At 54.4% G+C, this 11,917-nt stretch carries 11 protein-coding genes; 5 read left to right on the top strand and 6 right to left on the bottom strand.

Translation table 11 applies throughout. The features are described from left to right. Positions 1 to 23: 23 nt before the first annotated feature. Both ackA and pta read left to right on the top strand, forming a co-directional pair. Positions 24 to 1,226: an acetate kinase gene (gene ackA, locus L2097_RS01485; RefSeq protein WP_085005392.1), complete on the top strand. Its 1,203-nt coding sequence runs from the start codon at positions 24 to 26 to the stop codon at positions 1,224 to 1,226. Between the two features lie 63 nt (positions 1,227 to 1,289). Beyond that, positions 1,290 to 3,431: a phosphate acetyltransferase gene (pta, locus tag L2097_RS01480; RefSeq protein WP_047369444.1), complete on the top strand. Its 2,142-nt coding sequence runs from the start codon at positions 1,290 to 1,292 to the stop codon at positions 3,429 to 3,431. Between the two features lie 43 nt (positions 3,432 to 3,474). Here pta and L2097_RS01475 read toward each other — a convergent pair whose 3' ends face one another. From L2097_RS01475 to yfcF, 5 genes are all read right to left on the bottom strand, one after another. Continuing rightward, positions 3,475 to 5,277, bottom strand: a complete 1,803-nt coding sequence (locus L2097_RS01475) for a vWA domain-containing protein (RefSeq protein WP_250351988.1) — start codon at positions 5,275 to 5,277, stop codon at positions 3,475 to 3,477. 5 nt (positions 5,278 to 5,282) lie between these two features. Continuing rightward, complete coding sequence (locus L2097_RS01470; protein ID WP_047369442.1) at positions 5,283 to 6,341, bottom strand: AAA family ATPase; 1,059 nt, start codon at positions 6,339 to 6,341, stop codon at positions 5,283 to 5,285. Between the two features lie 182 nt (positions 6,342 to 6,523). Continuing rightward, entirely contained in the window at positions 6,524 to 7,069 is a 546-nt protein-coding gene (yfcD, locus tag L2097_RS01465) for an NUDIX hydrolase YfcD (RefSeq protein ID WP_039079867.1), read from the bottom strand. Positions 7,070 to 7,121: 52 nt separating this feature from the next. Beyond that, a complete protein-coding gene (gene yfcE / locus L2097_RS01460; protein WP_047369441.1) occupies positions 7,122 to 7,673 on the bottom strand; it encodes a phosphodiesterase in 552 nt (183 codons plus the stop codon). A 55-nt stretch (positions 7,674 to 7,728) separates the two neighbouring features. Then, positions 7,729 to 8,373: a glutathione transferase gene (yfcF, locus tag L2097_RS01455; RefSeq protein WP_047369440.1), complete on the bottom strand. Its 645-nt coding sequence runs from the start codon at positions 8,371 to 8,373 to the stop codon at positions 7,729 to 7,731. Positions 8,374 to 8,701: 328 nt separating this feature from the next. Here yfcF and folX point away from each other — a divergent pair, with 328 nt between their 5' ends. From folX to L2097_RS01440, 3 genes are all read left to right on the top strand, one after another. Then, positions 8,702 to 9,070: a dihydroneopterin triphosphate 2'-epimerase gene (folX, locus tag L2097_RS01450; protein ID WP_047369439.1), complete on the top strand. Its 369-nt coding sequence runs from the start codon at positions 8,702 to 8,704 to the stop codon at positions 9,068 to 9,070. A 13-nt stretch (positions 9,071 to 9,083) separates the two neighbouring features. Next, complete coding sequence (locus L2097_RS01445; RefSeq protein WP_085005395.1) at positions 9,084 to 9,989, top strand: TIGR01777 family oxidoreductase; 906 nt, start codon at positions 9,084 to 9,086, stop codon at positions 9,987 to 9,989. A 66-nt stretch (positions 9,990 to 10,055) separates the two neighbouring features. Next, positions 10,056 to 10,556 (top strand): GNAT family N-acetyltransferase, encoded by a 501-nt coding sequence (locus L2097_RS01440; protein WP_085005396.1) that lies wholly within the window; start codon positions 10,056 to 10,058, stop codon positions 10,554 to 10,556. A 29-nt stretch (positions 10,557 to 10,585) separates the two neighbouring features. Here L2097_RS01440 and L2097_RS01435 read toward each other — a convergent pair whose 3' ends face one another. Beyond that, complete coding sequence (locus L2097_RS01435; protein ID WP_047369436.1) at positions 10,586 to 11,860, bottom strand: MFS transporter; 1,275 nt, start codon at positions 11,858 to 11,860, stop codon at positions 10,586 to 10,588. Between the last annotated feature and the right edge of the window lie 57 nt (positions 11,861 to 11,917).

Here is an 11,917-nt window from a genome sequence, read left to right as displayed (position 1 = left end):
ACGTATCATAAATAGGTACTTCCATGTCGAGTAAGTTAGTACTGGTTCTGAACTGCGGTAGCTCCTCACTGAAATTCGCGATCATCGATGCAGCCAACGGTGAAGAGTACCTTTCTGGTTTAGCCGAATGTTTCCATCTTCCTGAAGCGCGTATCAAATGGAAAATTGACGGCGGTAAACAAGAAGCGGCTTTAGGTGCAGGTGCCGCTCACAGTGAAGCGCTGAACTTTATCGTTAACACTATTCTGGCACAAAAACCAGAACTGTCCGCACAACTGACAGCAATCGGTCACCGTATCGTGCACGGTGGCGAAAAATACACCAGCTCCGTGGTTATCGATGAGTCCGTTATTCAGGGCATTAAAGATGCAGCCTCATTCGCACCACTGCACAACCCGGCTCACCTGATCGGCATCGCGGAAGCACTGAAATCTTTCCCGAGCCTGAAAGAGAAAAACGTTGCCGTTTTCGACACCGCATTCCACACCACCATGCCGGAAGAGTCTTACCTCTATGCTCTGCCGTACAAATTATACAAAGAGCACGGCGTTCGTCGTTATGGCGCTCACGGTACCAGCCACTACTATGTGACGCAGGAAGCCGCTAAAGTTCTGAACAAACCGGTTGAAGAACTGAACATCATCACCTGCCACCTGGGCAACGGTGGTTCTGTATCCGCCATCCGCAACGGTAAATGCGTTGATACTTCCATGGGTCTTACCCCGCTGGAAGGTCTGGTCATGGGTACCCGTTCTGGTGATATCGACCCGGCTATCATTTTCCACCTGCATGACACCCTGGGCATGAGCGTTGAAGCTATCAACAAAATGCTGACCAAAGAGTCTGGCCTGCTGGGCCTGACCGAAGTCACCAGCGACTGCCGTTATGTAGAAGATAACTACAAAGATAAAGAAGACGCAAAACGTGCAATGGACGTTTACTGCCACCGTCTGGCGAAATACATCGGCTCTTACACTGCGCTGATGGATGGTCGTCTGGATGCGGTTGTGTTCACCGGCGGTATCGGTGAGAACGCAGCAATGGTGCGCGAACTGTCCCTGGGCAAACTGGGCGTTCTGGGCTTCGAGGTTGATCACGAACGTAACCTGGCCGCGCGTTTCGGCAAATCAGGTTTCATCAACAAAGAAGGTACCCGTCCTGCGGTGGTTATCCCAACCAACGAAGAACTGGTCATCGCGCAAGACGCGAGCCGTCTGACTGCCTGATATCACACCGCCAGCTTAGCTGGCGGTGCTGTTTTGTCACTCGCCAAACAAAGAGGATAAACCGTGTCCCGTATTATCATGCTGATCCCTACCGGAACCAGCGTCGGTCTGACCAGCGTCAGCCTGGGCGTGATCCGTGCTATGGAACGCAAAGGCGTTCGTCTGAGCGTCTTTAAACCTATCGCCCAGCCACGCGCTGGCGGCGATGCGCCAGACCAGACCACCACCATCGTACGCACCAACTCCGGCCTGCCAGCGGCAGAACCGTTGAAGATGAGCTACGTTGAGTCCCTGCTCTCCAGCAACCAGAAAGACGTGCTGATGGAAGAAATCGTCGCGCGCTACCACGAGAACAGCAAAGACGCTGAGGTTGTGCTGGTTGAAGGTCTGGTCCCGACTCGCAAACATCAATTTGCTCAGTCGCTGAACTTTGAAATCGCAAAAACCCTGAATGCGGAAATCGTGTTCGTGATGTCTCAGGGCACCGATACTCAGGAACAGCTGAAAGAGCGTATCGAACTGACCCGCAGCAGCTTTGGCGGCGCGAAAAATACCAACATCACCGGCGTTATCGTTAACAAACTGAATGCGCCGGTTGACGATCAGGGTCGTACTCGCCCGGACCTGTCTGAAATCTTTGATGACTCGTCTAAAGCGAAAGTCATTAAAGTTGATCCGGTAAGCCTGGCGGCTTCCAGCCCGCTGCCGGTACTCGGCGCAGTACCGTGGAGCTTCGACCTGATTGCGACCCGTGCAATCGACATGGCGCGTCACCTGAACGCAACCATCGTCAACGAAGGCGAAATCAGCACCCGTCGCGTGAAATCCGTGACCTTCTGTGCGCGTAGCATTCCGCACATGCTGGAACACTTCCGCGCTGGCTCTCTGCTGGTGACATCCGCAGACCGTCCAGACGTGCTGGTAGCAGCATGCCTGGCCGCAATGAACGGTGTTGAAATCGGTGCGATCCTGCTGACCGGTGCCTACGAAATGGATCCGCGTGTTGCTAAGCTGTGCGAACGCGCATTTGAAACCGGCCTGCCGGTATTCATGGTTGACACCAACACCTGGCAGACCTCTCTGAGCCTGCAGAGCTTTAACCTGGAAGTACCGGTTGATGACCATCAGCGTATTGAGAAAGTGCAGGAATACGTTGCCAGCTACATCAATGCCGACTGGATCGAGTCTCTGACCGCTACCTCTGAACGTAGCCGTCGTCTGTCTCCGCCAGCCTTCCGTTACCAGCTGACTGAGCTGGCTCGTAAAGCCGGTAAACGCGTTGTGCTGCCAGAAGGCGACGAACCGCGTACCGTTAAAGCGGCCGCTATCTGTGCTGAACGTGGTATCGCCACCTGTGTTCTTCTGGGTAACCCGGAAGAGATCAACCGCGTTGCTGCGGCTCAGGGCGTTGAGCTGGGCACCGGTATCGAAATTGTTGATCCGGAAGTGGTACGTGAAAGCTACGTTGCCCGCCTGGTCGAACTGCGTAAGAGCAAGGGTATGACCGAAGCGGTTGCCCGCGAACAACTGGAAGACAACGTTGTTCTGGGTACCCTGATGCTGGAACAGGACGAAGTTGATGGTCTGGTTTCCGGCGCGGTTCACACTACCGCGAACACCATTCGTCCGCCGCTGCAGTTGATCAAAACAGCACCGGGTAGCTCACTGGTCTCTTCTGTGTTCTTTATGCTGTTGCCGGAACAGGTTTACGTTTACGGTGACTGCGCAATCAACCCGGATCCGACCGCTGAGCAACTGGCAGAAATCGCGATTCAGTCTGCTGATTCCGCTGCTGCCTTTGGCATCGAACCGCGCGTGGCGATGCTCTCCTACTCTACCGGTAACTCCGGCGCGGGTAGCGATGTTGAGAAAGTCCGCGAAGCAACCCGTCTGGCGCAGGAAAAACGCCCGGATCTGGTTATCGACGGTCCGCTGCAGTACGACGCCGCCGTTATGGCCGACGTTGCGAAATCCAAAGCACCGAACTCACCGGTTGCAGGTCGCGCTACCGTGTTCATCTTCCCGGATCTGAACACCGGTAACACCACCTACAAAGCGGTACAGCGTTCTGCTGACCTGATCTCCATCGGGCCGATGCTGCAGGGTATGCGCAAACCGGTTAACGACCTGTCGCGTGGCGCACTGGTTGACGATATCGTCTACACCATCGCATTGACTGCGATTCAGTCTGCTCAGCAGAAATAAGTGCCGTAAACTGAAAAAAGCTCCTGCATGCAGGAGCTTTTTTTTAGCTGAGTGAAAACACCTTTCCTCGGGGGACAAAGGGCAGTCGACGATTCTGTGGCAATAACCAGGCATGCTCCATTTTCACCGAAACATCATTCTCGCAAAACCCGTCGGTAATAATCAGTAGCGGCCCGCCCCGCGGGAAATCTCCGCGCAACGCCAGGCTCTCCAGTAATTCAATACCAGGCTGCAAAACGGTACCGCCTCGCCCTTGCAGCGTAAAATGGTGAAGAAGTTGTTCCGGCTGGACCCACCCGCGATCGTAAGCTTTTGCGTCACAACAAATAAAGCGCACGGCAAACACCTCGCGCGCCAGTGAATAACTGGCGATGGCGCCAAGCGCCTTGCCCAGCAATTGAGGATCCATCGATCCGGACGTATCCAGAACGACGCCAAAAACGCGCGAATGTCTTTCTTCTTCTGTCGGGGGCTGAATGGCTGGCCGGGGAATATGCGGTGTCGCACTCTGGCGGCGAGACGGACGCGCCCAGGTACGACGTCGCTCAGGCGGCGGGAAATGCTCATCGAACCACTCAGCCAGTGCGACATCCCAGGGGACAGGCGGTTGCGCCAGGCTGCGGATTTCTTCAATCAATCCCGCAGGCAACGCCCCCCGGCTCTGCCCATACAGACAACGCTCCATCCCCTGATACAAGGCCCGACGACAGTAGGCCTCGGCATTCATAAATCGCGGATCGCCGCCCTCGCCCAGGATATCGCCCCCCGCCCTGCCTCTCAGGGTGATAAGCTTGCGTGATCGGCGCATATCCATGGCGAGCGAATCATAAATTTCTTCTGCCGACATTCCCCTGAACTGAGCGTCATAGAGCAATCCCAGTTCCGGTGGCGCGCCCACCTGCATCTCAATAAGCCAGTCGTTGATGATAAAATCGCAGGCCACGTTCCACAGTTCCGCATCACGTCCGCGGCGACGGGAGGCATGGTTTAATCCGGCATGTAACAACTCGTGGGCAAAAACAAATAGCATCTCCGCCTGGGTTAAGCGGGCCGTCGGGTTGATCCAGATTTTGCCAATCCCGACGTCAATCGCCGCCACGGCAATATCATACTGGCTGCATAACGTCGCATCTTCTTCAATGTCGAATCCTGCCGCCAGCGCACCCAGTAAAGGATAAAGGGTCATTATCTGTTGCCGGGCTTTCTGCGCTAACGTCAGCTTATATTTCTGCCCCTGCTGCGGCTGGTATCCCCCCACCTGTTCGAGTGCCTGGCTGACGCTATTGCTCAGGCCATCCGCCAGCAGTTCCTGCCAGTTAACGGCGTGATAGCGCGATGATTTTTCAACGTAGACAAAATGACGTTGCTCGCCGCAATAAATGCTCTGCCAGCGGGCAAGGGATTCCGGAATACCCTCTTCCTGCAACTGGCGAAACAAAAGCTCAGCGTCGCTGTGGATCGCTTGCGGAAAAAGGTAAGACTGCAACTCTTCAGGCAACGGACCGATTTTTAACCCTTCGCAAAAATGCATCGCGGCTATCAGTACTGCCAGCTCCCAGGTTGTCGCAGGCGTCCGGGGCGTTATATAACCAAACCCCAGCGCCGTCAGCGCCTGGGCAACCATTCGTGCCCATTGCTCTGGCCGGGCATGACGCTTAGCATTGAGCCACAAATAGCCGTCATTGCTGATTGCCAGCCAGTTTTTCGCACTCACCTGCGCGTGAGTATGGTCAAAACGCACATAGATGTGGGCGAAAAGGGGGGAGAATAATGGATGCAATGCGATAATCTGCAATCCGGCCTGACAGGCATCCAGCGCAGGGTTGCGCTCCGCTTTGCGTTTCATTGTCCTTAATTCCTTACTGCCAGGCGCGGAAGATCGCGTGCAACCTCCAGTAAAAACCAGGCAGGAAGCTTTTTGCCCTGTTCGTCTTCACTCATGACAGATTGCGCAATTTCTACGCTAATTCGCGCCAGCGTTTTCAGGCAATCTTTCGCTCTTATGGCAAGTTGCCTGTGTTCATTACGCAATGTCTTGTCGGTTTCTGGCAGCTCTTTATAAAGATGCGTCCGGAAAGATTGCGCAAGGAAATAGAGAATGTCGCGATCGGCAGGATCGTCCGGCCAGTTCGCATCGCCTTTAAGGATGGAGGAAACGGTATGTTTTTGGCGAATCTGTTTGATAAACCCCTTAAAACTCGCCGCATGCGCGGGTGATAAAAGGCCATAAATCAGCGCTTCCAGCATCTCATCACTGATAGTCTCGCCAAACGATTTAAGGGCATCAGAAAGCATGTGCCAGCTGCGTGGCGTCGAAAAAGGTTCTTCATGCTTCGGTGGCTCATTCCAGAGTTGATCCGGACGTAGCTGAATGTACTCCACAACCCAGGGGTGAATAGAGGATTCATTGATAGCCCAGTGCAGCCACTGACGATGGTCGGCGCGCAGATGAACATGCACCATGCGGTTGATTAACGCCGAAGGCATCGGTTTCACGATGGCCGCATCCTTTGCTCGGTTCCCGGCGCCAATGACAACGGTGCCTTCCGGCAGCCGATACTCGCCAATACGCTGTTCCAGAATTAACGAATAAAAGGCTTTCTGAATTTCATGGGAAGAGGCATTCAGCTCATCCAGGAATAAAACGAAGGGCTTATCACGAACGATATTTGCCGGGGGATAAAATCGCGAACATTGCCCGTCAATTTGTGGAATACCCAGCAGATCTTCTGGAGCAAGCTGGCTACCCAGTAGCGAGACGCACTCCATGCCGACTTCATCAGCAAAACGTCGCACCAGCGCGCTTTTACCAATCCCCGGCGCCCCCCATAAAAATACAGGGCGGGTAATGGCAACATTAAGGAGAAATTCAAAGGTCTGATCTGGCGTGAGTTGAATGGCAGAGAGCATGTAAAATTCCTTTTTCGTTATATTTTTTGTAACCTTTCAAAATAGTACAAAAGCCAAAACCCGTCACCTGAAATTTTCCTGCTATTTTTTGCGCGTAAAAAAACCACGCTGATTATTCATCGGCGCGGCTCATTCAGTTATTCAGTTCAACACTTTTTCAGGCCAGGCTTTTCGCCATAACCCTATTCTGTTTCTTCGGCTTTTTCGACAGAGTTGCTGGCATTACGGCTCATCCACAGCGCCAGCGCTTTTAGCGAATCTTGCGTGAATTCATCACAGCGGGCGGTGATCTCTTCCGGCGTCATCCACCAGACCTCGCTCACTTCCTCTTCCTGCAGGGCAAATGGGCCGTGGGAAACACAGCTAAACAAGCCGCCCCAAACCCGGCAGTGCTCGTCCTCGAAATAGAATGTGCCATGTTCAGCAAACGGGACACCGGCAATACCAAGCTCTTCTTCGGCTTCACGGCGAGCGGAATCCAGCAGCACTTCGTCAGCCTGCACAACGCCGCCTGCAGTGGCATCCAGCATACCCGGCATAAAATCTTTGGTTTCCGTACGGCGCTGAACCAGGATCTTACCCATACCATCATGGACGACGATATAGGTCGCGCGGTGACGCAAACATTGCGCGCGCATTTGCTCGCGACTCGCCTGGGCGATGACCTCGTTGTCCTCGCTGACAATATCCACCCACTCCGTGCCTGTAAAATGATTCGGTTCCACCATCAGAAATGTCTCGTCATTGCGCTCTTATGGCGCGTTTTAGTTGAAGGGTAACTTACGGATTAATCGCGACCTGTGCAATAAGCCGCTTATCATTCAGTGCCATTACGCGCAAAACACCCTCTTCCAGCATGCCGTAACTGGCGTCGAATCCCCCTTTGGGAATACTCACCGAGCCCGGATTAAAGTGAACAATGTCCCCCTGCCGCTGAGCCACCGGCAGATGTGTATGACCATAGACCAGCACATCGCCCTGCGCCAGCGGCGGTAGATTATCCGGCCCGAACAGGTGACCGTGGGTCAAAAACAGCCGCTGCGTGGGTAAGAGTACCTGCTGCCACGGGGCCGTAATGGGGAAATTGAGCAGCATCTGATCGACTTCGCTGTCGCAGTTACCGCGTACTGCAATAATGCGCGATGCCTTTTCATTCAGCCGCTCCGCCACCTGCGCGGGCGCATAGCCTTGCGGCAGGGCATTTCTTGGCCCGTGATTGAGTACATCGCCCAAAATCACTAACCACTGTGCCCCGCTTTCAGCAAACAGCGCCAGTACGCGTTCGGTGGCGGGCAGCGAGCCGTGAATGTCGGATGCGAACATCAGTTTCATCACTACACCTCAGATTAAAGAGAATGCCGTATCATACCGCAAGCGCGGCCAGGTCTCAGCCCGCACGCTTCGCCGACAGTGCGACATAGCGTTGTATCGAGGAACGCTGCCACTGGAAGGTGGCGTAATCCACCAGACGCTCCGGCACCTCATCACCATTCATCACCAGGCGATTAATCATCAGGGCCAGGTCGGCATCGGCGATACACCACTCGCCAAAAAGATTCTGTTTACCGTGCGCCAGCAGCTCCCCGGCAAGGGCAAACAGTTTGGCGGCGCTCTGCTGGCCTGCGGCGCTGAGCGGCGCTTTCTTCGCCCCGGCGAAAATCACGTCGGTGCTGCGCTCTTCGCGAATCGGCATGAGATCGCTGCGGATCCACGCCTGTACCTGACGGGCACGCGCGCGTTTTTGTAAATCGTGAGGATAGATACGTTCGTATTCCGGCGGCGCAAAGCGCTCTTCCAGATACTCGTCGATTGCCGAGGATTCGCTGAGCTCAAAACCGTCAATTTCCAGCACCGGTACGCGGCGAGTAAGGTGATAGCCAGTCCATCCCGTCTTCTGCTGTTCACCGTGTTGCAGATCAATCGTTTTCAGGCTAAAGGGCAGCCCCTTTTCCTGGAGCGCTACATAAGCAGACATGACATAAGGGGAGAAAAAATCCGCATCTGACCACAACGTGATTGTCGACTCGCTCATAACATCCTCTCAACGATTAGGTTTCTCATCAAAATATAACGTCTTGTTAAGACTGTCACTTGATGAAAACTCACGTGCGATAAGTAACGCTTATATCCAATAAAACCGCTATTGCAATACAGGAAACAAATGATTGATCTCTTTCACGCGTCGACGCCAAACGGGCAAGGAATCACGCTGGATAATTATCCGACGGTAAATAACGGGTGTGAGCACATTCGCGCCCAATGCGGGAGCATACGCGCGCAGGCAAACGCACAGCAAATCTCAATGGCAGCAATATTTTCCTTGTGTATGATGAGATTGTTATTACTGAGGGAAGCCTGCAATGTCACAACCAGACGCCATTATTCGGATTAAAAATCTGCGCCTGCGCACATTTATCGGTATCAAAGAAGAAGAGGTCGCCAACCGTCAGGATATTATTATCAATGTCACTATTCATTATCCGGCCGATAAGGCCCGCGCCAGCGAAGATATCAATGACGCGCTAAACTACCGCACGATAACTAAAAGCATAATTCACCATGTCGAGAGTAACCGCTTCTCGTTACTGGAAAAATTAACTCAGGATGTGCTGAATATCGCACGCGAACATCACTGGGTCACTTATGCTGAGGTTGAGATCGATAAACTTCACGCATTGCGTTACGCCGACTCTGTGTCCATGACCATGAGTTGGCGTCGTCAAGCGTAGCCCTGGAGGTTGCATGAAGATTCTGATTACCGGTGGTACAGGCCTGATTGGTCGTTTTCTGATTCCTCGTTTACAAGAGCTGGACCATTCCATCACCGTGGTAACACGCGATCCCGCCAAAGCGCAGCAGACGCTTGGCGATACGGTTGCGCTGCTACCGGGTCTGGACGATCTCACTGATCTCAATGATTTCGGCGCCGTCATCAATCTGGCAGGCGAGCCGATTGCCGAAAAGCGCTGGACCGATGAGCAAAAACAGCGCCTGTGTGAAAGTCGTTGGAAAATAACCCAGAGGCTGGTCGACCTCATCTTAGCCAGCGCGAATCCGCCGGAAGTGTTTATCTCTGGCTCCGCCGTGGGCTATTACGGCGATACCGGGGATGCAGTCATCACGGAAGACGAGACGCCGCATAACGAATTTACTCACGAACTGTGCGCCCGCTGGGAGCAGATCGCCAGCGGCGCAGAAAGTGAACGCACCCGCGTCTGTTTACTGCGTACAGGCGTCGTCATTGCGCGTAAAGGCGGGGCGATTGCCAAACTGTTGCCGCTCTTTCGCGTCGGCCTTGGCGGCCCGGTCGGCACCGGGCACCAGTACATGTCCTGGATTCATATCGACGATATGGCCAATGGCATCATCTGGTTGCTCAATAACGACCTGCGCGGCCCGTTCAATATGGTCTCGCCCTACCCGGCACGTAACGAGCAGTTCGCTCACGCGCTCGGACATGCGTTGAACCGCCCGGCGGTTATGCACGCCCCGGCCGCCACCGTGCGCCTGATGATGGGTGAATCCTCGGTGCTGGTCCTTGGCGGCCAGCGCGCGCTGCCAAAGCGCCTTGAAGCCTCCGGATTTGCGTTTCGCTGGTTTGATTTAGAAGAAGCGCTCAAGGATGTGGTGACGCCCCCACCATTATAAGGTGTTTACCCGCGCCATTCCGGTGCTAAGCTAAAACGCTTTGCTTCCGGAATGGTGAACCCCTTCATGATATTGACCACTGCGCGCCTGACGCTCTCTGCGTTTACTGAGGCCGACTGGCCCTTTTTCCTCGCCCTACGCCAAAGTCCGGACATTATGCGCTTCATGGGCGCCATTGCCTGTGAAGAGGATATCCGCACCCTGTTTATAACTCGCCTGAACGAGAGCCACGCCCGGGTGATTCGCGACAAAAATGACGAACCACTGGGTGACATTGGGCTGAGCATCAGCACGCAATATCCGCAGGAAGCCGACGTCGGCTACGCTATTGCCCCTTTCGCGCAAGGGAACGGTTTCGCCAGTGAAGCACTGAAAGCCATACGGGATTACGCCTTTACGCACACCCGCGTCACGGCGCTGAACGCCTGGGTACTGGCGGAAAATCAGGGTTCGGTGCGGCTACTGGAAAAACTCGGGTTTACGCGTACCCAGGTGCTGGAAAAGGGCTATACGATTAACGGCGTGGATTATGACGACTGGGCTTATCGGCTGGAAAAAACGCGATAAGGCGCAGGTACACTGCGCCTTATGCCTGCTTACACGCTCTGTTCCACCTCTTCCGGGGAACGCCCCTGACGTACACGTTTGGGCTGCGGCACTTTGATGATAAAGGTCAGCACGCCGGCGAAGATATACAGCCCGGTGTAAGCCCATACCACGCCCACGATATCGAAAAACGGCAGTAATGCGGAGGCAATCGCCGGGGCGACAAAGTTGCTCATCCCGGCAGAGAGGTTGTAGATGGAGACTGCCGCGCCTTTGTGATGCGGTTCCAGTGTCGGGAAGACCGCTGTCATCGGGACGAAGGCCGCGACAAAAATCCCCAGCATGATTGCCGGAATCAGCGCCACCGCGAAGTTATGCCCGGCATAGACCGGCAGGTAATAAAATGTCAGGCTGGAGATGGCCATTCCCAGGCAACCGAACCAGCGCACCTGGCGGATCCAGCCAATGTATTCCCCGGTTATCCCCCAGAAAATATTGGTGAAGATGGTGACGAAGAAGAACACCGCCCAGATTTGCAGCCATTCAGAAATGCTAAAGCCCAGTCGGTCTACAAACAGCAGTGGCATCACAATCGCAAAACCAAACAGCGACAGCGTGTTGATGATACGGATCAGACAGGCATAAAAAATGTCGCGGTTAGTAAACAGAATGGTACCTGCACGGGAAAGCTCGGTCATTTTGTCACGCAGCGGCAAATTCACCCGCGAGCGATCCACCGGCACATTGCGCAAGCTAAAGAAGGCCACCAGGCCACCGCAGCCGACCCAGACGATGGCGAACCACAGCGTTCCCGTTTCGCCAAACATCGGAATGGTCAGGCTTGGCAGATAGCTACCAACCACGCCGATCCCGATAGAGTACATGGCCCAGAACCAGCCCGTCGCCGCCGCCAGATTCGGGCGCGGCAGCACCTGGACCAGCATCAGCATGAAAGAGTAGATAAACATCGGATAGGCCAGACCGCGAATGCCATAGAACAGCAGCATCAGCGGGTAGTTACGCATTCCCAGCCCCATCGACATAAACAGCGCATGCATAATGACCCACAGGACACAGCCAATGGTCATGGCGCGCTGTGGGGTAATAAGCTCCGCCACCACGCCGGATGCCCACGCCGCCAGCGCTGCCGCCAGGCCGTAAATCGTAAAGACGACAGCCGACTGCGCGGGCGAGAAGCCCATATCGGTTATGTGTTTTGATAAGAAAGCCATTTCAAAGCCATCGCCAGCCATAAAAATCGCGATAGCCACAAATCCCCAGAGCAGTTTTTTCGGTAAGCCAAACCAGTATTCATTAGATTGCATAACAATCTTCCTTTATAAGCCGGGAGATGGGCCCCGGCGAGGGTACAGAGGCCGGGG

Source organism: Citrobacter sp. MNAZ 1397 (assembly GCF_023613995.1).
Classification (GTDB): Bacteria; Pseudomonadota; Gammaproteobacteria; order Enterobacterales; family Enterobacteriaceae; genus Phytobacter; species Phytobacter ursingii.
The sequence above is the reverse complement of the archived record's forward strand: the minus strand, read 5'-3'. Positions and strand labels throughout refer to the sequence as shown.

Coding starts and splice junctions, on each gene's coding strand:
- ackA (WP_085005392.1), top strand. CDS start 24: ATGTCGAGTAAGTTAGTACTGGTTCTGAACTGCGGTAGCTCCTCACTG.
- L2097_RS01475 (WP_250351988.1), bottom strand. CDS start 5,277: ATGAAACGCAAAGCGGAGCGCAACCCTGCGCTGGATGCCTGTCAGGCC.
- L2097_RS01470 (WP_047369442.1), bottom strand. CDS start 6,341: ATGCTCTCTGCCATTCAACTCACGCCAGATCAGACCTTTGAATTTCTC.
- yfcD (WP_039079867.1), bottom strand. CDS start 7,069: ATGGTGGAACCGAATCATTTTACAGGCACGGAGTGGGTGGATATTGTC.
- yfcE (WP_047369441.1), bottom strand. CDS start 7,673: ATGAAACTGATGTTCGCATCCGACATTCACGGCTCGCTGCCCGCCACC.
- yfcF (WP_047369440.1), bottom strand. CDS start 8,373: ATGAGCGAGTCGACAATCACGTTGTGGTCAGATGCGGATTTTTTCTCC.
- folX (WP_047369439.1), top strand. CDS start 8,702: ATGTCACAACCAGACGCCATTATTCGGATTAAAAATCTGCGCCTGCGC.
- L2097_RS01445 (WP_085005395.1), top strand. CDS start 9,084: ATGAAGATTCTGATTACCGGTGGTACAGGCCTGATTGGTCGTTTTCTG.
- L2097_RS01440 (WP_085005396.1), top strand. CDS start 10,056: ATGATATTGACCACTGCGCGCCTGACGCTCTCTGCGTTTACTGAGGCC.
- L2097_RS01435 (WP_047369436.1), bottom strand. CDS start 11,860: ATGCAATCTAATGAATACTGGTTTGGCTTACCGAAAAAACTGCTCTGG.